Source organism: Hubeiibacter jixunmingi (genome assembly GCF_041928215.1).
Classification (GTDB): domain Bacteria; phylum Pseudomonadota; class Gammaproteobacteria; order Pseudomonadales; family Moraxellaceae; genus Acinetobacter.
The window spans coordinates 1-22,351 of sequence record NZ_JBHFHK010000037.1 but is presented as its reverse complement, the minus strand read 5'-3'; the positions used below and the strand labels follow the sequence as shown (position 1 = coordinate 22,351).

Below are 22,351 nucleotides of genomic sequence, written 5' to 3'. Positions count from 1 at the left end.
GCGTTTAGATTGTATTGATACCCTGTTCTTCTATTTTATGTGGATTTGTGCCATTTATTAATTTCTTTTGCTATAGTGTTCAGTTAAGGTTATTTCTAAGTCGCCTATACGGCTAATAACGGGACAAAGTGCGGTCAGCTCAAACCATGGCATTTCTAAGTCGCCTATACGGCTAATAACCATGGTTATGAGGGGCGTGTTGTCGGCAGTATTTTCTAAGTCGCCTATACGGCTAATAACTTTTTGTTATCAGTTTTAGCTTTATCTGTGGTTTTCTAAGTCGCCTATACGGCTAATAACATAGATACAATCATTGGGTCATCTTCTTTGAATTTTCTAAGTCGCCTATACGGCTAATAACTTTGCGTGTTGTGTATTCAGCGGCGTGCATTCTTTCTAAGTCGCCTATACGGCTAATAACAATCTAAGCCAAGCTTTAGACCTAAATCGAATTTTCTAAGTCGCCTATACGGCTAATAACGCTATGTTTATCATGGATAAAGATAGGGGTATTTTCTAAGTCGCCTATACGGCTAATAACTCTTTAACTTCCACACCGACAAAATCATCAGCTTTCTAAGTCGCCTATACGGCTAATAACCTGTGCGTGGATCAGCACAAATGGGGCAAGATTTTCTAAGTCGCCTATACGGCTAATAACACAGCAACACCGACTTTGTGGGGTGTACCAGTTTTCTAAGTCGCCTATACGGCTAATAACTTGCGAACAAGGCGTCGCGGCAAAAGAAGTTATTTCTAAGTCGCCTATACGGCTAATAACTAATAAAACAAATCATATAAATAACCTTTTTATTTCTAAGTCGCCTATACGGCTAATAACGTAATCAGTCATAGAGTTATCCTCTTGGTCAATTTCTAAGTCGCCTATACGGCTAATAACACCTTCACAGGATTGCCACTAGACAACTGCAATTTCTAAGTCGCCTATACGGCTAATAACCAAGTGATTTGTCTTTAACAGATACAGGTTCATTTCTAAGTCGCCTATACGGCTAATAACATAATGATAAGGTTGAATTGACTGAAAATATTTTTCTAAGTCGCCTATACGGCTAATAACCTTGTTTTATAAGGAAAATACGACTATCAACTTTTCTAAGTCGCCTATACGGCTAATAACGCTACAGGCTCGGGTAAAACTACATTCACTAATTTCTAAGTCGCCTATACGGCTAATAACAAGTTTTCGTTTCAGCCTGTCTTGTCATAGGCTTTCTAAGTCGCCTATACGGCTAATAACTTAGTCATACCGCCGATGATACGCCCACCAAATTTCTAAGTCGCCTATACGGCTAATAACATTATTTCCGAGGACACCCGCCAGTATGTTACTTTCTAAGTCGCCTATACGGCTAATAACAAGCATTTCGACCTTGAAATTAAAAAAATCGTTTTCTAAGTCGCCTATACGGCTAATAACTCACTATGATTACTGGCTTGGCTGCTGTTGTTTTTCTAAGTCGCCTATACGGCTAATAACAACTTTCAGAAGCGGATTTTATAAAGATTGGTTTTCTAAGTCGCCTATACGGCTAATAACTAGCTAATTCGTCCTGCGGTAGCACCCGACTATTTCTAAGTCGCCTATACGGCTAATAACTTGCTTAGTGTTCAGTTAGGGTATCGGCTACATTTCTAAGTCGCCTATACGGCTAATAACGCTAACTTTTTTTATCGCGATACGTTGTATGCTTTCTAAGTCGCCTATACGGCTAATAACACTGGCAACGTCCGCTGTACGGCTAGGGTCTTTTTCTAAGTCGCCTATACGGCTAATAACTCAGGTGGCACATAGTCCCCCATTGCGAACAATTTCTAAGTCGCCTATACGGCTAATAACTCCACACGGATTAACTTACCCTCTTGATTATCTTTCTAAGTCGCCTATACGGCTAATAACGGTAGATAGTTAATGTATTATACACTTGTTCATTTCTAAGTCGCCTATACGGCTAATAACTTTACACAAGAACCCGTGGGCGTTGGCGAAGATTTCTAAGTCGCCTATACGGCTAATAACTGATAAAGATGGCAAGAAGTGGGAAAAGTCTAGTTTCTAAGTCGCCTATACGGCTAATAACTTAGCACGGGCGTCCTCTAAGACAAATGTCTTTTTCTAAGTCGCCTATACGGCTAATAACAACTTCATTAGACCGTCAGTAGAGGCGACTAATTTCTAAGTCGCCTATACGGCTAATAACTTGCATACAACGTATCACGATAGAAGTAGTTATTTCTAAGTCGCCTATACGGCTAATAACCAAACACCCTGACCCTGATTGCCGTGTTTTTTTTTCTAAGTCGCCTATACGGCTAATAACTCACTGAATCAGACCGTATTTACCATGAGTTCTTTCTAAGTCGCCTATACGGCTAATAACTTCGCGAGGCACTCTATCGCTACGACAAATTATTTCTAAGTCGCCTATACGGCTAATAACAACTGAACACTACACAAGAGAACCATATTATGTTTCTAAGTCGCCTATACGGCTAATAACTCAACGGTCAACGGTCAACGGTCAACGTCATTTTTCTAAGTCGCCTATACGGCTAATAACGTGAATTCCTTGAGGCATTCGCCAAACACTACTTTCTAAGTCGCCTATACGGCTAATAACAAATTCCCTTTGAAACTATAGAAGATGAGACATTTCTAAGTCGCCTATACGGCTAATAACAGGCAGATGCAACAGGGGCAGATGAATAATTATTTCTAAGTCGCCTATACGGCTAATAACTATACCGAGCTGGAAAAACGGTTGGCAGAATTTTTCTAAGTCGCCTATACGGCTAATAACGTCGCATGAAAAGCTTATCTCGTCCTGCTCAATTTCTAAGTCGCCTATACGGCTAATAACTGCAAAAGGCATTAGGTAAATATTTACCACAATTTCTAAGTCGCCTATACGGCTAATAACGAGCTACAAAAGCAGTAGCAACGTGCAAACTATTTCTAAGTCGCCTATACGGCTAATAACTCAAATGCGACTAATAAACGACCACAGTAACTTTTCTAAGTCGCCTATACGGCTAATAACATTTTTTCACCTTTCGCAGCCCATTTTCCCTTTTTCTAAGTCGCCTATACGGCTAATAACGCTGAAAAAACGCTACAAGATCAAAAGCAGATTTTCTAAGTCGCCTATACGGCTAATAACCACTGTAGGTGACCACTTCTGTTTGCGTAACGTTTCTAAGTCGCCTATACGGCTAATAACCTGGTAAGAGTGTTACGACTTGACAAACTAAGTTTCTAAGTCGCCTATACGGCTAATAACTCTGAGGAAAAGCTATACGACATTACTGATTTTTTCTAAGTCGCCTATACGGCTAATAACGCTTCATAATAAGCGCCTTTAGTTAAGTAAGTTTTCTAAGTCGCCTATACGGCTAATAACGGCTTACCTGCTAGCGAGGACACGACCTTATATTTCTAAGTCGCCTATACGGCTAATAACTGATGATATTCAGATTGCAGGTAGCACGCTTATTTTCTAAGTCGCCTATACGGCTAATAACATGAGCATGATGATGATTGTCATGCTGTTCTATTTCTAAGTCGCCTATACGGCTAATAACGCAAAGCCCACACAGGTCGCAATCCTGCCACATTTCTAAGTCGCCTATACGGCTAATAACACCGTGTAGCCTATGGCAGCGAAGGTGCCTTTTTTCTAAGTCGCCTATACGGCTAATAACGTTACTAGCCTATGAGGGCTACCGACATATGATTTCTAAGTCGCCTATACGGCTAATAACCGATGACAAAGATAGCACTAATACATTCATCTTTTCTAAGTCGCCTATACGGCTAATAACTTCCATATCAAATATTGCTTGATACACTTCCATTTCTAAGTCGCCTATACGGCTAATAACCCGTGTCTGTCAAGGTCTGCACTATTTTGATTTTTCTAAGTCGCCTATACGGCTAATAACTTATAATTCAATAACTTAATACAAAAAATCAATTTCTAAGTCGCCTATACGGCTAATAACCTACAGTTTTTTACTAGCATTTTCCGATTTTTTTTCTAAGTCGCCTATACGGCTAATAACGAACGTTTGGGTTAGGTTGAACGTTTGGGTTATTTCTAAGTCGCCTATACGGCTAATAACATGAGCATGATGATGATTGTCATGCTGTTCTATTTCTAAGTCGCCTATACGGCTAATAACCAAGGGTCGCAACTGGCAACCAAAACGCATTTTTTCTAAGTCGCCTATACGGCTAATAACTCCTCGTGGTTAGGGTTAGGATATCGGCTACATTTCTAAGTCGCCTATACGGCTAATAACAATATCGATACATAAGAGAGTTATATTATGATTTTCTAAGTCGCCTATACGGCTAATAACATGAGCATGATGATGATTGTCATGCTGTTCAATTTCTAAGTCGCCTATACGGCTAATAACCTACGGCTTGGTAAACTAAGGGTGCGGGTACGTTTCTAAGTCGCCTATACGGCTAATAACTCACAGTAAATACGGTCTGCTTCCGCGATGAATTTCTAAGTCGCCTATACGGCTAATAACGCTTGTGCAGGTCTTGCTACACTTCTTCGATTTTTCTAAGTCGCCTATACGGCTAATAACGCGTCGGACGCCCCATCCTCTAAGCTTTCTAATTTCTAAGTCGCCTATACGGCTAATAACCATGAAGTGTAGTAACCTTGCAGTTGTCTAGTTTTCTAAGTCGCCTATACGGCTAATAACTTCCGTGAATTCGGACGGGACACTTACCCTATTTTCTAAGTCGCCTATACGGCTAATAACTTATATTATGAGTACACCAAATTTCTTCTGTCTTTCTAAGTCGCCTATACGGCTAATAACGATTACACCAGGCTGGGATGACTGGGAATATTTTTCTAAGTCGCCTATACGGCTAATAACGTCGGTGGTATGACTAAGACATTTGTCTTAGATTTCTAAGTCGCCTATACGGCTAATAACTTGGTGCGGTGTAGTCGCCTTGCCTCAATATCTTTCTAAGTCGCCTATACGGCTAATAACTGTTAGTGCTGTCCACATAATATAGTCCTCTTTTTCTAAGTCGCCTATACGGCTAATAACACGAATTAGCTACACACTAACCCTAACCAAGATTTCTAAGTCGCCTATACGGCTAATAACAGGAAGGTCGTTGCAAACTTGATGTTGTCTCATTTTCTAAGTCGCCTATACGGCTAATAACGCTTGTGCAGGTCTTGCTACACTTCTTCGATTTTTCTAAGTCGCCTATACGGCTAATAACAGCTAATTCGTCCTGCGGTAGCACCCTAGTCGTTTCTAAGTCGCCTATACGGCTAATAACTTACACAAACGCCACGCAATACACCCGCCATATTTCTAAGTCGCCTATACGGCTAATAACTCATCCGTACCAAATGTATACCCATCATTATATTTCTAAGTCGCCTATACGGCTAATAACTTGAGGGCGAAAAATATACGCTGTATTATGATTTTCTAAGTCGCCTATACGGCTAATAACACAAGATGGCACAGGATGGCACAGCATCTGCATTTCTAAGTCGCCTATACGGCTAATAACAGGAATTATACTTTACCTAAGTTAGATTTGGCAAGGGTTTGTGGTGTATTACCCATGAAAAACCCTATTTTTTTAGGCAAAAATATAACTTATTGATAAATATGCAAGTTTTTATAGAGTCAAAAATAAGGGTTTATGCAACCCTTATTTGGTGTGATCACCAATGCGGTACTGTAACATTATCGAGCGGATTGTTAATGCCATAGCTGTTAAACGATCCTACCAAAGCATTATCGCACGATGCTTGGATAATTCCCAAACGATAAAAGGCATCGTTCCTTTTACTTTTTAGCACGATAAATGGATAATCCTTTTGCGGACGTTTGAATTGCTTACAATGCTCAATCGCCTCCTCCAAACTCACGCCTTTATGCTCAGCATAATTTTTAGCTTGTACCATAGGATCTTTACGCCGATAACGTTTGACCACCACCAAATCATGCATTTCAGGCACTGCTTGAATGCGTTTAAAATGAAAATTATCCGCCATGGCATCGGCATCATTTTTAAACCCGTACTGTGTCAAACGTATTTTTAAGTCATCCACAAGATGTTTTAATTGAGCTTCATCATCGGCAAATAATCGCAATTTATCACCCAAAGTAGTAAAACTTTTTTGTTGATGTTCCTTAAAAATATAATTAGGAAAACTCACGCCAACATTTTGCTCACTAGATTTTCCCAAAGTCGCCAAACAAAAATGTAGCTGACCATACAACAACGACCAAAGAGTATAGAGCGATTGCTCACCATCAATCAGTCGAATTTCTTGATAAAATTTCATCATATTTCCTTATTGCAAACGGATGTCTGAGACGTAAGCCAAACCTTTTTTACCCAAATAAAAACTAGATACGCCTGCATTATCAATCATAAGCTTCAATTCTTTAGCTTTAGATGCATCAATATCCAAAGTAATGATTAACTGTCCGTTGGCTTTGGTCAAATTATGGCTAACTTTACCCTCACCTTTGATACGCTCTTGACGTGTCAGGTTATTAGGGTAAGTCTCATCGTCGCTAGACCCTTCTCGGATATAGGGATTACCATAAATTAGCTTTTTTGCACCAGTGGTATATTTGTACATAAAGTCTTTAGGCGTAACACCATTATTTGAAATACCACTGATACCGCCCATTTTCGATTTTGCAGTAGACATATCAAAACGCTGTGAAAGTCTGTGCAATTGTAGATACAATGCTGAGCAATACATCGGTAAAGCCAAGTATAAATCTTTTGCATACAGTGGTTTGTATTTTTCAAATTCACTGGCTAATTTATCCGATGCTTGTACAAGACGTTCATGAGCTGACATCCGTTTAGATTTACCAATCGTCTCTAACCGCGTCAAAATAGAAAGAGGATCTAAGCTTATTGGATGATTTACAACAAACTCGTCAATTGATTTATCTTCAATAATAAAATCACAAAGCTGTTCAATATCCAATGCTAATACCCCCCAAAATTCAGCCGAATAATCCGATAAAAAAATCGGATCATTGACTTTAATCATTCCTGTAAATGAATTTTGGTCGGTACTGCCTTTCATATTTCGGATATAAGCAATTTCACGGTTGATATAACGTGGTTTATCTTCAAAGCTAATCAGCTCTTCAATCTCTGCAAAATAATACGCATCGCTTTGTTTGGCATTATACAGTTTTCGTTGGTCGCCAATAAGACGACTAAGCACACCCATAACCGTATTTTTGGTGACTTGTCTTTGAAAAAAATTTTCAGCATTTTTTAATCCAGTCATGGACGCAACAAAGTTACGCCCTTCACTGGGTAATTCTTCATCATTACTACCATCCAAAAATGAATTTCGCCATGATGCCTCATAATCAATGATAATTCGCATATTATCACCCCTTATTTATTCAGGCTTAGCTTCAAAATAAACCGCATAATCACCTTGTGGCTGTGCCGATACATCGTTTGGACTACGTTTGATACGCATCATCTTATTGCTGTCATTGTAGTCGACTTCAACACTATCCACGTACATATAACCTTTGGCTTGGCGAATCGCCAAATCACGAATCATATTTAGCGTCGTTTGTACCAAAATATCAATTGCCACGTTGTCTAACAAAATACCTACTTCACCCTGCTCATAAATTGTACCACGACGTACATAGTTAGCATGAAATGTGGCTTTTGGTGTACGGCTTGAGTCAAGCGATTGAATAAAATCCTGTACCAATTGTGCCACTTGTTCGCCCTGATTATCTTTAATCACCATCGCACAACGGTCAAATTTCCTATCTAGTGAAATAAATTGTAATTGTTCAATGCTGATCGAACCATAAGAAATATACTCGGTATCACCAAAAGTTGTCTTAGAAAAGAACGATGAACTATCACGTTCACCAGCTTGCCCAAATTGTTCAAAGTTGCCATTACCCAATTGATCAACAAAATCTTCAAGTAATAATGGGCTAGTACGTTTGCATTGGCTAGCAGGCACGACATAACCACGTACCAAACCTGTAATCGATGCCAAAACTTTATCTAAGCTTTTATCACCAGCAAAATGCAAATCAAAAGCTTGATCACGGAATAAATGGTGACGAATACAGTTTTGGCTGATGTATAACGGCGTTTCTTTAAAATCGATATCCGTTGCTTCCTTTTTATATTTATAGCCTGTTTCATCTTTGATTTTACCAGTTAGGTTGGTAAAACCACGCAATTTTGGCAAAGTATGATTATCTACAGTACGCCCTTCATTACTCAATGTGGTCGGACCATTCCAATTGACAACACCGTGACCGAAGGCACGAATTTTAAAATCTACGCTTTTGATACCTGTTACTTTAGTCATAATAGACTCCATTTAAATGTTCAGTTTTTTAACAATCTGGATAATTATTATGTGCTATCCATAAACACAGTTTAGCAAAACATATCAGCTTGTTTCATCATCTACTCCACTTTCTAACAATTGTGGGGTTTTGATTTTGTCGATATTCATCATACCTACAGGTTGCTTAGTGGTTTTGACATAATACATTGCATAGTCATGGCGTTCACGCTCACCGCCAATCGGTTCTAAATCCTTAGCCGTATAACTTAAATAAATCGGAAACTCAGGCGAACGAGCCAGTTTTAATAGCTCCCAATCGAAACGTGTTGCCTTAAACTTTTCATCAGGATATTTTCCCGCCATGATGGTATGATGCTTTTTGTGCATAAAAGCGACTAAGTTTTTATTGCTATCTCGCATTTCATAACGTCCACCTTGAATTCTATCCGTGCTTTCGGTCAAACCTACTGTCACTTGACTGTGATCCGTATCTTCAGGATAAGCATATTCATCCAAATACGTTACATTTAAATTGCTATTCACTTCACATACCGCCATCTGTACAAATCGACTATCGCCACGCAGAGATACATTAGCGATTTTAGCCACACCATCTTGTTTGGCTTTACGTGCTGGCATACTAATCGGATCAATCACCTTTTCATTAATTAGCCGTACGCTGTATTTCAATGCTTGATTTAAATCTGCTTCAATTTTCTGTTGGCATTTCTCATCAGCATAAAAATCTCGATATACTTGATACAATTCATTGATTTTTACCACTTGTTTGTCATGGTCTTGTAAATAATTTTGCACAAAACCCAACCATGCAACCGTATTTTGCCACACAGTCATACTGGCTAAAAATTTGGCTTTTCCAGTCGTCTGTTTACCTGTTTCAGCCGATTTTGGTAGCACTGTGGTATAGATATTAATTGTACCATTTTCATCAAAACGGTCAAGTCGCCCCAACCGCTGTAACCAATTTTCCGCACTGGTCATATCGGTAAACATTCGTTCACAGCTAATATTTAACGATGCTTGCACAATCGGACCGCTACGTAAGACTTGATATTGTTTTGAGCCATGCTGTTTAAAGCTCTCAAACACTTTATCAAACCATTCTACCTTGTCCTGTCGAGTATATTTAGAATGCAATAAAATCGAGTTTTCTTGATGTTGATGACGTAAGAAACCAATCTGTGCTTCTTGAGCAGTATTGGTAATGACAAAAGTGATTTTGTCATCATCCATCTTCTCCATCACCAATGGATTACCTTTATCATCTTCATAAGATTGAAACTCAATTTGATAATCCGCTTGGTTAAAGCTCTCTACACGAATAATATCCGCATCATCAATATTTAATACCTTTTGCACAAAATAATCATGTGGCGTTGCTGAGACCAACAGCGTATTTGCCTGATGTTTTCGCATTTTTTTGGCTTCAACCAATTCAGCAAATAACAAATTAAATGCTGGCATTGGAATTAACTCATGAAACTCATCAAACACCACGTGAGCTTGCATAAAATCAATCATGCCTGTGACTTTTTGATGGGAAATAATGTTGTTTACCACTTGGTCAATGGTGGTAATGACAATATCACCGCTGAAATAATCTTCGACTGGTGTATCGGGTGCATTTTCGAAAGCAACACCATCATGTAAAATCTTTTTGTATTCACCCGTAAAAATTTCGATTTTACTCTTCGGTAAATAATCCTTTTGCGTTAAGTCATGCAACAAACCTAAACAGACTTGTACACGTGGACAGACCCAAACGATTTTTTGCACGCCTGTTTTCATCGCCCACTCCAATGCAATCTTGGTTTTGCCACAACCTGCTGGACCTTGTAACACTGCAACATTATCACGTTCTTCAAATTCTGCATTGTCCTGAATTTGGACAAGTCTATCCGATGCATGATGCTGGCTTTGATTGCGTTCGCTGTTCGGATATTTTGTATCAAAATCTTGTAAACAACGCTGAATTTGACTAGCAAGGTTGCTCTCATCTTGCAATACATCATTCAAAGCATCAATCAGCGAGCCGTTAGCAAGATATGCCATCAAATCATCAGACGGCATTTTTGAGACAATCCTATCGGCACTAATGACTGCCATACGTACTAGATTATTCAATGCATTAGGTTGGATATTTTGTACAAACTCTGCCACTTCGTCCGATAAGTCATTATATTGCTTATATTTTGGTAATTCATTTTTTGTAAGCTTATATTGATATGAGCATTGCGGAAATAGCTTTTCAATATCAAAATCATTTGTTTGAAATTTCTCACCAATCAATTTGACGTCTTTTAATACTGCAACCATTTGGTCTGTAAATTTACCAATTCCATCAGTTAAAGATTTTTGAAATAATTTATCAATACCTTCAGCTCGATCAAAATATTTATCTTCTTTACGATATGGGCGAGTGTGATGCCAATAAATTGCATGATAAATTTGCTCAAATTGGGCTGAATTTAAACCACCAACACCATCAAGCAAAGCATTGGCAAGTAACCATGATAATTCATGATGACGTGGATGTGTCTCAAAGCTAAACTTTGCCAAGCCTTTTACTGTGCCATCAATATGTACACCATCATCAGGCAATTCTACCAGTTCATCAGTGTCGGATGAATTGCTGTGTTTCTTACTAACCCAAGTTTGAAATTGTGGATCAATCTTGCCAATATCATGTAAAACTCCAGCAATAAAAGCAGATTGAGCCAAGTTAGAGCTATCAATCTGTAGCTTTTGAATCAAGTGATGTGCCAAATAACCTACTGCAAACAAATGACTACTCAATGCTTGCCCATGACTATTTGCCAAGATATTTTTTGTTTCAATCGGTAAATCCATAAATAACTCCTTTGTTGTCCAGTTTACAGGCACATAACCTAATTCATTAAACGCATCTTTTCGCCCAACCACCCACACCAACTCCATCCGTTTTCTGGTACACACCCGATGACAGCTTACTGCTGTAGAGCGAGTGGCAGATGCTCGTAGTAGCTTCTTAACCGTATCTAACCCATCTTCAGTAATAGCAGTTTGCCAGACATTGTCGCCAATCCGATTGGCAAAGGCATCCAAGATACGACGGGTACGGCTTAACGCCTTTTTTTCACATTGCGAAACGAAGGTGGCTAACATCGCTTTACTCCTTGTTCGCGCCTTTGCCCGAATCTTTATTCCAATCAGTCGTCAACGCCATCTCTTTCACCGTATCAAACATCACATCAAGGGCATGATACGTGGTGAAATAGTTCAAACACTCTTGGCGAAATTCCTGCTCGGTGGTATTTTCACTGGCACAAATAAATGCCAATGGCAATACAATCGCATCTTTGACAATATCGGCAATATCAAATACCAACGCCCCACGCCGTGTTTTGCCATGCATTACCGCAAAACCATGCGGAATACCCAGCACCCAAGCGGTCGTCGCTCCCAAACCATATGCCAAATAATTGCCATGATTCAAAAAACCATTGGCTTTGTCTATGCCATCATGTTCACGGTTAAAACCTGTATTATGCGTATTGATCGCTGCAATTTTATATAGTTCTTTAGTCATACGGGCTTCAAGCTGTAGCAAATGCATGGTTTCCGTCTGCTTGGGGATTTGCTCACGATAATTTTTCAATAAATTGGCAATACCGTCCGCTTGACTATTAAAACCCATCGCTTTAAATTCTTTATCCTTTTTCCAAACATAGTCTAAAAAATCAACCCGAGCCAGTTGTAATTTTTTCGCCATCTGCAAGCGTTTACCATCGTCCCACCACCACGACAGCCAGCCTTGAATATATTCTGTTGGACGATACTCAGACTGTGGGGTAAACCATTCCACAGCGATTTCTTGTTCTGTTCCCATAAATAATGGTGTACCGCCACCACCACAAAAGCCCACCAACACCCCTGCTTGAGCGAGCATTCGCATTGTCGCTTGGGTAATCGATGTACCTGTACCGAGTAAAATACAAGTGGTATTGGCAATCGGAATATTATAGTAAAGGTTTTCTTTTTCACTTTCGGTCAGATACAGCACACGGCCATCTTTTTGCATGACACGGCAGTATTGCAAATAGTAAATATTGGCACGTTTGGAATGTAAAATCGTCTTTAAATCAGATGATTGAAAACTGTTATCGGTATAAGGATTTTTTGACATTGACCACCCCGTGCTGTTGTTTTGTATGGCATCAGTGTGACAAATTTTATCCATCTAGGCAACTTCAAAATTGCTTTAAAAATCATCTTGGCGACAATCTGTGTCGCTTTATTTTTATTATCTTCTACTTTATTTTTATCGAAATGCACTCGGTTGTAAAATAATCATACTCGCCCCGATAAGTACCACCACCCCGCCAGCAATATCCCACCAGCTCAAATTTACACCATCGACCCAACGTAACCACGCCAAAGCCATCATGATATAAATCCCACCATACGCCGCATACACTCGCCCAGTTGCAGTAGGATGCAAAGTGAGTAACCACACAAAAAGGCTTAGGCTAATGATGGTCGGCAGCCATAGCCAAGCGGTTTTTCCCTGTTTTAAAATCAAATACGGCAAATAACAGCCGACAATTTCCGCAATCGCTGTAGCAAAAAATAATAAAAATGTCTGAAAAATTTTCAATTCTTGCATATCAAATTTGCACTTTTTTTGACAATTCAAAGCTAAAAATAAGGGTGTATATCCCACACCCTTAATCGATTGGAACATGATATTACTTGGATAACATCACACTATCCGCTTTGTTACTACTGTGTTCAATCACCATCAAGGTCAAATCAGTAGCATCTGCTTCAGCACTGACACGCACCACGCCACCATCGACCAATTCACCAAACAAAATCATTTCTGCCAAAGGCTTTTTCAAATAATCTTGGATGACACGTTGCATCGGTCTTGCACCCATCAGACGGTCATAGCCTTTTTTACCCAGCCAATCTTTGGCACTTTGCTCGACTTCCAGCATGACTTTTTTGTCATCCAATTGTGCTTGCAATTCGGTTAAGAATTTATCGACTACTGAATCAATGATTTGCTCTGGCAGTGCCTTGAACTGAATCACTGCATCCAAACGATTACGGAATTCTGGGGTAAAGGCACGTTTTAACGCTTCTTGATTGTCACTACTATGATCTTGTTCAGTAAAACCAATACTGCTACGAGAAATGCTTTCCGCACCGACATTGGTGGTCATTACCAATACCACATGACGGAAGTTGGATTTACGACCATTATTATCGGTCAGCGTACCATGATCCATCACTTGCAACAGCAAATTAAAGACATCTGGATGGGCTTTTTCCACTTCATCCAATAACAATACTGCATGTGGTGATTTGTTAATGGCATCAGTCAGTAAACCACCCTGCTCATAGCCAACATAACCTGGGGGTGCACCAATCAAACGTGCCACAGTATGCCGTTCCATATATTCGGACATATCAAAACGAATCAATTCCACGCCCAAGATTTTGGCAAGCTGACGTGTCACTTCGGTTTTCCCTACACCTGTTGGACCTGCAAAAATAAAGCTACCAATTGGTTTATCAGGGGCTTTCAGTCCTGCACGCGACAATTTAATGGCAGCAGATAAAGCATGAATGGCTTCATCTTGCCCGAATACCACACGTTTTAGGTTACGTTCCAGATTTTTTAATACTGTCTTGTCATCTTGCGATACCGATTTGGCTGGAATGCGGGCAAGCTTTGCCACCACGTCTTCGATTTCCGCCACATCGACTTTTTTCAATTCGCCATTGGCATGCAAACGTTGATACGCCCCTGCTTCATCAATCACATCAATCGCTTTATCAGGTAAAAAGCGATCTTGGATATGTTTGGCTGCCAGCTGTGCTGCGGCGACAATGGCATCATCGCTATATTCCACATTGTGAAATTGTTCAAAACGTGATTTTAAGCCTTTTAAGATTTCAATACTTTCATTGACAGTCGGCTCAACCACATCGATTTTTTGGAAACGACGTGATAAAGCATGGTCTTTTTCAAAGATTTGACGATATTCTTGAAAAGTAGTTGAACCAATACAGCGTAAAGAGCCATTTGCCAAAGCAGGTTTAATCAGATTAGACGCATCCATACTGCCGCCAGACGTTGAACCTGCCCCGATAATCATATGAATTTCATCGATAAATAAAATCGCATGCGGTTTTTTCTTTAATGCATCAAGTAAATCTTTTAAGCGTTTTTCAAAATCACCACGATATTTCGTGCCTGCCACCAATGCACCCATATCTAAGCTAAATACTTCCGCATCCAGCAATGGCTGTGGGGCTTTACCAGTGACAATTAACCACGCTAAACCTTCTGCAATCGAGGTCTTACCGACCCCTGGATCACCGACCAATAGGGGATTATTCTTACGGCGACGACATAAAATTTGTGCGGTACGTTCAATTTCTTTTTGGCGTCCAATCAAGGGGTCGGTATTGCCTGCTTGGGCTTGTTCATTGAGATTGGTGGTATATTTGCTTAAGGCATCGCCACCTTGGCTATGACTTGTTGGGTCTAATTCATCAATCTCACTGATTTCGATTTTGTCTTCATTCAAACCGTGCGATAAATATTGTGTCAGTGTAAGGCGAGTAATATCTTGACGTTTAAGTAAATACACCGCAAAAGAGTCACGTTCAGTATACAATGCCACCAAAATATCTGCACCTTCTACCAAGCGATCATTACCTGATGACTGTACATGGAAAATTGCACGTTGAATAATACGGTCAAAGCCTTCGGTTGGCGTAGGGGCTTGCTCATTCATACCAATCAATTTTGGTGTGTTATTTTCAATATATTCTTCTAATTCTTTACGCAAAGTCACCATATCGGCATCACAGCCTTTTAGCGTGTTGGCAGCACTTTCATTATCCAATAAAATCAATAACAAATGTTCAATGGTCAAAAATTCATGGCGACGCTGACGAGCATAGCTCACTGCTGAACGTAAAGAAATTTCTAAATAACGGCTTAACATATTCACCTATCCATTCGTGTTGATGCGATCGTAAGTCGCATCCTTTTATTCGGGTTGTTCTTCAACGGTACACATTAGTGGATGCCCGTTTTTACGTGAAAAATCATTCACTTGGTTGGCTTTGGTGCTAGCAATATCTTTGGAATACAATCCAGCCACCGCACGACCTTGATAGTGTACAGTTAGCATGATTTGTGTGGCTTGGTCAATATCTTTATTAAAAAACTGTTGTAACACCTCAATGACAAATTCCATTGGTGTGTAATCATCATTCAGTAAAATCACCGCATATTGCGATGGACGTTTTAGCTCAGGTGGTGCCAAAAGTACATCACTGTCTATATCGTATTGGCTATCATGTTGCATGCGGACGAGATCAAAAAAGTCATTATTCATACATTATCACTGATCAGATCAATTGCTGATTTTGCTCTTGCGGTTGCGTTCATCTGTGTTTTCAAAATGAACATGCTATAGTTGGCGACTTGATGCGATAAATATATTCAACATGCTATATACATCGCATCAATCTTATTTGATTGGTTCAAGCTTAATTGGCACTGGCTTGAGCTTTTGGAATTTCTGCTAAGCTTTCTGAGTTACTGGTTGCTGTTTCTTTGCCACGCTGCCATGCAAAACGTTGAATCACACCACCGCCACCAGACAAGCGTACTTCAACAAATTGTGGACTAAAGTTGTCAGGCATCGTCCAGCGACCTGTAAGACGCTCATAATTGTCAAAGTTGTATCCCGATTTTTCTAATGGAATACTGAGCGTATTTTCATTATTGATCAAGCGGATTTCTATTCTACCTTGTGCTTTGGCTTTGTTAGGGCTCACTTGTACCAAATCTAGCACATATTCATACGCATCATTTGGAAGTGGCTTGATGGATAGATTTTGAATACTCAAGCTTAATCCACCACGTTCACGTAACTTTTCACGATAAGTACTACTTAACATATCGGCAAGAGCTTTATCTTGATTAGCACGTTCTAAACCAATATTCAGCTCTCGTGCATTGGTGATTGCAATATCACGCTCTTGTACAGCGGTATTCAATGCAGTATTTGCCGTATCAAGCGAAGTTTTTTGCTTTTCTACAATTTCTGCCAAATCCTTAACATCACCGTCATATCCAACCACGGTCAAACCACGATTCATCCCCACAGTATAGCCCAAGGTCAAGCTACCGATTGCGAGTGCGACACCACCAATAATAATAGGATAGAATTTTTTCAATGGATTCGGCTTGTTGGTAGGCTGATTCTCAGGCGTATTGACTGGAGAATTGTTGCTGTTTGCCGTTTGCTCTGTTGCATTACTCATCGCTGAATAGACCTTTGACCGAAGACTGGATATTTTTAAACACGTTATATTATCATTTTAGTGTGCGTATTCCAAACACTGATTATGATTTCAGAGTGTCTATTGATTAATTTTTTCCAAGAACAAAAAGATTAAAAATAACACGTTTATAGACAATAAATAAAAACATCATCACAAAGTTTCCGTACCAATCGTCTATAAACTGCATTACGTACATTATTAAGGCAATAATGCAATGTTGTCCAAACCCAAACGCTCATCTAAGCCAAACATAATATTCATATTTTGTACTGCCTGACCTGCGGCACCCTTAACCAAATTATCTTGAGCAACCAAGATAATTAAGCGTTTTTGACCCACACGTTGCACGGCAATACGCAATTGATTTGCACCACGCACGCTACGAGTTTCAGGTGAGCTACCTTGTGGCATCACATCGACAAAGCGTTCATTTTGATAGAATTTTTCAAAAATAGCTTGAATATCAGCGTGCTGTCCTGCATCAGTTAAATCAACATAAATCGTACCTAACATGCCACGAATCATCGGTACAAGATGCGGTACAAAAGTCAGTTCATCAAATACACCTTGCTTACCCGAGATATTTTCTAACGCCTCCACAATTTCAGGATGATGACGATGCCCTGCTACGCTATAGGCTTTAAAATTATCACTATTTTCACTAAAACCTAGACCTAAACTCGCCTTACGTCCTGCACCTGATACGCCCGATTTCGCATCAATAATGATATTTTTGACGTCAATCAAATCAACATCTTGCGTTAGTAAAGGTGCTAAACCTAGCTGTACTGTGGTTGGATAACAACCTGGATTGCCCACCACCATCGCATTTTTGATTTTGTCACGATTGAGTTCAGACAAGCCATAAACCGATTGCTTAAGAATATCTGGACAAGCGTGCGACATCTCATACCATTTTTCAAAATTCGCTAAATTTTGCAAACGGAAATCCGCCGCCAAATCGATTACCTTAGTATTTGCAGCGACCAATTGTTCTGCATCACGCATCGCAATACCATGTGGTGTAGCATAAAAGACCACATCGCATTGTTTTAAATCTTCAATGTCCACTTGACTAAATGCCAAATCAGTCTGTCCACGTAAACTTGGAAAACAATCCGCCACTTTAATCCCAGCCTCACTACGAGAAGTGAGATAGCATAGCTCTGCTTGAGGATGACGCAATAATAGTCGAATAAGTTCTACACCTGTGTAGCCTGTTCCACCAACAATGGCAATTTTAATTTTTTCTGATACGGTAGTCATGATTACTCCTTACTATAAATCTATATTCACATGATAAATAAAAAGTTAGCTTAAGTTAAGTTTAACATAATTAGACCTCTTGTGAAAGTTTTGATATAATGACAAGATGAGATACGGAACAATCAAGAGCTTTAGCGACAGCCAATTTAAACGCTTAACAGGTATAAATAAACCACTTTTCGCCAAAATGGCTGAAGTTATCAAAGATGCTGAACAGCGAAAGAAGAAATCAGGTCGCCCGCATACGCTGTGTTTAGAAGACCAAATACTCTTAACACTCCAGTACTTAAGAAGTTACATGACTTATTTTGAGTTAGGTGTTGAATATGGTTTATCTGAAAGTAATGCTTATCGTACAGTGATAAAAATAGAAAACGCTTTAGTTGAGAGCAAGGAATTTGATTTACCAACAAAGCCATTAGAAAAGCCAGATGATGTTAAGGTAGATTACGTTTTGATTGACGTGATGGAATGTGAAATAGAACGTCCAAAAAAAAACAAGAAAATTACTATATTACCCCAGTTCGACATAAGACATAGTTTAACATATCGAAATACTAGCCAATTTTAGATTTTGCTTGTTCAATTAAAACATTTTTTAAAGTTGGCTTATGCGATTGATGACAATATGCGATCAAACCTGCTAATAAATTGCTCATAAAACCAAAAATACTACGGTGGCGTGTATGTTCAATTTGACAGAGATTTTTTAGCTCATCAAACACCGTTTCTATCAAAACACGTTTTTTAAGCAACCTTTTATTCCTTATATCGAACTCAGGTTATCATAATTATCTCAACCCTAATTTTAGCAAAATAGGTTTATACCTTGATCCTGACTTTGTTTGGCAAGCTTTAGTAGAATTTTTATCACGTTTACGCACCGAGCAAGAAATTAACCCTGTTGTGGACAATTATTTAAAAATTCTCAATAAAGGCTTTGATCCCAAAAAAAATTTTTCGCCCAAAGATCAAAGATTAAATTTAATTGCCAAGACAAATAGACTTGTGTACAATTTAATCAAAATGTTTTTAAGGAAATGATCATGACCCAAACCTATAAAGTAAAAATTTCTATGCTTATTGTTTATATTGTATTCGCAGTAATTTCAGGCATTTTTCTGCTTTTAGAATTTCAAAAGAAAGTAGATCTTTTTGATTTTGGCAAGTTTCTATACTTCACATTTTTTATAGTGGGTTTAAATCTGGTTTATTTTGGTTCACGTTCATTAATTATCACCGATATTGCAATTCAACAACAAAATATTTTTACCCAAAAGACCTACCATTTTTTAAACTATGATGAGATTACACATGTCAATTTGCAGAATTTTTCTCGTGGACGTATAGAAATTGAATTTTTGACCAAGCAAGGTAACAAAAAATGGATTAAACTCAATAATTATCAACAACAAGAACAATTATTAGCTCAACTCAAGCAACATATTGATTTTACTCAAGCATAAAAATATTACTTTGGAAAACAAAAGTAAAATGAATAAATATTTTTAAATCATTTCATCACTATTTTTTTGATACTTCTTGGTGAACTGTTTGTTTTTTATTACAGATTTTTGCCAATTTTATGTTAAACTCAATATTTAAAGAACAATGTGTAAGGTCGTATCGTGTCATTTCCGCCCAAAAATTCGGTTGGTCTCGTACAACCGCAAAAATTTAGCTTTGAACAGCCGCTCACCCTAGAATGCGGACGCACATTGCCACGTTTTGATTTGATGGTGGAAACTTATGGCACACTTAATGCAGACAGGTCAAATGCAATTCTGATTTGTCATGCACTTTCAGGTCATCATCATGCCGCAGGCTATCATAGCGAAGATGATAGCAAAGCAGGTTGGTGGGATAATTTTATTGGTCCAAACAAAGCCATTGATACCAATCATTTTTTTGTGGTAGCACTGAATAATATCGGTGGCTGTCACGGTTCGACAGGTCCAACATCACCCAATCCAGAAAATGACAACCGTCCTTATGGCCCTGATTTTCCGTTGGTAACTGTCCGAGATTGGGTTCATACTCAAAAGCTTTTGGCAGAGCGTCTCAATATTGATTGTTGGCATGCTGTGGTTGGCGGTTCTCTTGGTGGTATGCAAGCGCAACAGTGGGCAGTAGATTATCCAACAGCCTTAAAAAATTGTGTAGTGATTGCCTCTGCACCAAAACTTTCTGCACAAAATATTGCTTTTAACGAAGTAGCTCGACAATCGATTTTGTCTGACCCTGAGTTTTATAATGGTCGTTATTTAGAAAATGACAGTTATCCTAGACGTGGTTTGATTTTGGCACGAATGGTCGGACATATCACTTATTTGTCTGAAGAAGCCATGGTACAAAAATTTGGACGTGACCTAAAGTCAGGCAAATTTATGTACGGTTTTGATGTGGAGTTTCAAGTCGAAAGCTACTTACGCTATCAAGGCGAACAATTTAGCCGTAATTTCGATGCCAATACATATTTAATCATGACTAAGGCGTTGGATTATTTTGATCCTGCACGTAATTTTGACGGTGATTTAACCAAAGCATTGGCTCAAACGCAATGTCGCTTCTTGGTGATTTCTTTTACAACTGACTGGCGTTTTGCACCAAGTCGCTCGCAAGAGATTGTTAACGCCTTGATTAGCCATCATAAACCCGTTAGTTATATGGAAATTGACGCAGAACAAGGGCATGATTCTTTCTTGTTTGAAATACCACTTTATGTGGATGCTGTGAAAAACTTTTTAACAAGTTCACTATATCAATCTAAACAAAAGGGAGTATAATTGAATGCGTATTGACCAACAACTCGCAGAAAAATGGATTAAGCCCCATTCTCGTGTGTTAGATTTAGGTTGTGGTAATGGTGAACTTTTGGCACATATGCAGAATAAGCATGGTATCAAAGCCTATGGTCTAGAAATAGATCAGGAAAAAATCACCATCGCCATCGGTCGTGGGCTCAATATTATCCAGCAAGATTTGAATTTGGGTTTAAAGCAGTTTGCAGATCAAAGCTTTGACTATGTGGTCATGGCTCAAGCATTGCAAGCCGTAGATGCACCAGATATTCTGTTGCGAGACATGGTTCGTGTGGGACGTGAAGCGATTATCACTTTTCCCAACTTCGCACACTGGAAACCACGTTCGTTTTTGGCACTCAAGGGCATGATGCCTGTGTCGAAAGCTTTGCCTTATACTTGGTACAATACACCAAATATTCATTTGTGTACCTTCAAAGATTTTGAAGCCCTATGTGAAGATAATGGAATACGCATTATCAACCGTCTTGCCGTAAACGATAATCAACGTGCTGGCAAGCTGATGAAATATCTGCCCAACTTGTTTGGGGAAACTGCAATCTACCGAGTGAGTGCATTATGAAAAAACTCGTTTTATCTTTATTTCTAGCTACTGCTGCTGTGTCGGCACATGCTGATTTAATCAATAACCAACCACAGGTACAGCATCCTAACCTACAGTTTGCAAATATGCCTTTGGATCAATTGACAGCAGCAGCCCAAGCAGGTCAAGCACCAGCACAATTTTTCCTAGGCAACCGTTACAAACATGGACAAGGCGTAGCAGTGGATCAAGCACAAGCTTTTACATGGTTTAAACGTGCAGCAGACCAAGGTATTCCAGCAGCACAACTCAATGTAGGTCAAATGTATGCCAAGGGTGTTGGCGTGCGTAAAAACATGGCTACTGCAAAAGATTATTTTATGAAAGCTGCTAAATTAGGTGATAACCGTGCTAGCTACAACCTCGCTTTGATTGAAGAAAGTGCGAAAAACTATGCTAGTGCATACCAATGGTATGAATTATCTACTCGTGATGGCATGTTGGACTTCCGAGTAAAAGATTTGTCTAAGCAAAAAATCGTACAACTTGCTGCCAATTTAGATAACAATACCATGATTGCTGCACGTGAGCGTGCTGACCGCTGGATTCAAGCGGACTAATGTGGTAAAATAGTTCTGCTATCCTAGCAGTCTTTTTATAACAAAAAAGTGTTGTAAATTACTATATTTACAACACTTTTTTGTTATTCAACATATATGATTCGATTTATCCATCTTTTAAGTTAGCCAATTACCTATAGATTTCAGTTAATAAAGTAGCAGATAACATTGATTTCAACATGAATCATTGCACATTCTCTAAACACGAGTTTGAATCACGTCACATTTACAAAACATATAAATATGTTTTGTTTTTAATTTTTTTATAGTCTATAATTAGGGTGTGTTGACATACAAAGAAAATCAGTTATTCTGATTATATGAATAGACTAACACTTACTGATGCCCAAT

General features: G+C 39.0%; 15 protein-coding genes, 1 pseudogene and 1 CRISPR repeat array. Of the genes and pseudogenes, 5 read left to right on the top strand and 11 right to left on the bottom strand.

The window, feature by feature from the left end; genetic code table 11:
- Positions 1-92 precede the first annotated feature (92 nt).
- Positions 93-5,584: direct repeats of the CRISPR family, unit length 28 nt; unit sequence TTTCTAAGTCGCCTATACGGCTAATAAC.
- A gap of 157 nt (positions 5,585-5,741) precedes the next feature.
- The 10 genes from cas6f to argC all read right to left on the bottom strand — a co-directional run bounded on the left by cas6f (position 5,742) and on the right by argC (position 18,035).
- Entirely contained in the window at positions 5,742-6,368 is a 627-nt protein-coding gene (gene cas6f / locus ACEYX7_RS07050) for a type I-F CRISPR-associated endoribonuclease Cas6/Csy4 (protein WP_374803877.1), read from the bottom strand.
- 9 nt (positions 6,369-6,377) lie between these two features.
- Positions 6,378-7,445 carry a type I-Fv CRISPR-associated protein Cas5fv gene (gene cas5fv, locus ACEYX7_RS07045; RefSeq protein ID WP_374803875.1) on the bottom strand — a complete coding sequence of 356 codons (1,068 nt, stop codon included), beginning with the start codon at positions 7,443-7,445 and terminating at the stop codon, positions 6,378-6,380.
- A 15-nt stretch (positions 7,446-7,460) separates the two neighbouring features.
- Complete coding sequence (gene cas7fv, locus ACEYX7_RS07040) at positions 7,461-8,411, bottom strand: type I-Fv CRISPR-associated protein Cas7fv (RefSeq protein WP_374900367.1); 951 nt, start codon at positions 8,409-8,411, stop codon at positions 7,461-7,463.
- A gap of 84 nt (positions 8,412-8,495) precedes the next feature.
- The gene (locus ACEYX7_RS07035; RefSeq protein WP_374803871.1) at positions 8,496-11,558 is read right to left on the bottom strand and encodes a CRISPR-associated endonuclease Cas3''; all 3,063 of its coding nucleotides are present in this window, start codon (positions 11,556-11,558) and stop codon (positions 8,496-8,498) included.
- A gap of 4 nt (positions 11,559-11,562) precedes the next feature.
- Positions 11,563-12,579 (bottom strand): type I-F CRISPR-associated endonuclease Cas1f, encoded by a 1,017-nt coding sequence (gene cas1f / locus ACEYX7_RS07030; protein WP_374803869.1) that lies wholly within the window; start codon positions 12,577-12,579, stop codon positions 11,563-11,565.
- Positions 12,580-12,714: 135 nt separating this feature from the next.
- Positions 12,715-13,059, bottom strand: coding sequence for a YnfA family protein (locus ACEYX7_RS07025; RefSeq protein WP_374900365.1), 345 nt, complete (start codon positions 13,057-13,059; stop codon positions 12,715-12,717).
- Positions 13,060-13,141: 82 nt separating this feature from the next.
- Positions 13,142-15,418 carry an ATP-dependent Clp protease ATP-binding subunit ClpA gene (gene clpA, locus ACEYX7_RS07020; protein WP_374803865.1) on the bottom strand — a complete coding sequence of 759 codons (2,277 nt, stop codon included), beginning with the start codon at positions 15,416-15,418 and terminating at the stop codon, positions 13,142-13,144.
- Between the two features lie 45 nt (positions 15,419-15,463).
- Positions 15,464-15,814 carry an ATP-dependent Clp protease adapter ClpS gene (gene clpS, locus ACEYX7_RS07015; protein WP_374803863.1) on the bottom strand — a complete coding sequence of 117 codons (351 nt, stop codon included), beginning with the start codon at positions 15,812-15,814 and terminating at the stop codon, positions 15,464-15,466.
- 154 nt (positions 15,815-15,968) lie between these two features.
- Positions 15,969-16,748, bottom strand: coding sequence for a DUF6776 family protein (locus tag ACEYX7_RS07010; RefSeq protein WP_374803861.1), 780 nt, complete (start codon positions 16,746-16,748; stop codon positions 15,969-15,971).
- Between the two features lie 219 nt (positions 16,749-16,967).
- Positions 16,968-18,035, bottom strand: coding sequence for an N-acetyl-gamma-glutamyl-phosphate reductase (gene argC / locus ACEYX7_RS07005; protein ID WP_374803859.1), 1,068 nt, complete (start codon positions 18,033-18,035; stop codon positions 16,968-16,970).
- 106 nt (positions 18,036-18,141) lie between these two features.
- Between argC and ACEYX7_RS07000 the strand changes: the two genes are divergently transcribed.
- Positions 18,142-18,606, top strand: a complete 465-nt coding sequence (locus tag ACEYX7_RS07000) for a helix-turn-helix domain-containing protein (protein WP_374806900.1) — start codon at positions 18,142-18,144, stop codon at positions 18,604-18,606.
- Here ACEYX7_RS07000 and ACEYX7_RS06995 read toward each other — a convergent pair.
- A pseudogene (locus ACEYX7_RS06995) lies at positions 18,593-18,796 on the bottom strand (transposase); the annotation flags it as partial. The gene ACEYX7_RS07000 and the pseudogene ACEYX7_RS06995 sit on opposite strands and share 14 nt — an antisense overlap.
- Positions 18,797-19,081: 285 nt before the next feature.
- On the opposite strand from ACEYX7_RS06995, the gene ACEYX7_RS06990 reads away from it, so the two are divergent.
- The 4 genes from ACEYX7_RS06990 (at position 19,082) to ACEYX7_RS06975 (ending at position 22,000) form a co-directional block, all read left to right on the top strand.
- The gene (locus ACEYX7_RS06990) at positions 19,082-19,501 is read left to right on the top strand and encodes a hypothetical protein (protein ID WP_374803855.1); all 420 of its coding nucleotides are present in this window, start codon (positions 19,082-19,084) and stop codon (positions 19,499-19,501) included.
- Between the two features lie 162 nt (positions 19,502-19,663).
- Positions 19,664-20,821, top strand: a complete 1,158-nt coding sequence (gene metX / locus ACEYX7_RS06985; protein WP_374803853.1) for a homoserine O-succinyltransferase MetX — start codon at positions 19,664-19,666, stop codon at positions 20,819-20,821.
- Between the two features lie 4 nt (positions 20,822-20,825).
- Positions 20,826-21,419, top strand: a complete 594-nt coding sequence (metW, locus tag ACEYX7_RS06980) for a methionine biosynthesis protein MetW (protein ID WP_374803851.1) — start codon at positions 20,826-20,828, stop codon at positions 21,417-21,419.
- Positions 21,416-22,000 carry a tetratricopeptide repeat protein gene (locus ACEYX7_RS06975; protein ID WP_374803849.1) on the top strand — a complete coding sequence of 195 codons (585 nt, stop codon included), beginning with the start codon at positions 21,416-21,418 and terminating at the stop codon, positions 21,998-22,000. Before metW ends, ACEYX7_RS06975 begins: the two co-directional genes overlap by 4 nt.
- The last annotated feature ends 351 nt before the right edge of the window (positions 22,001-22,351 follow it).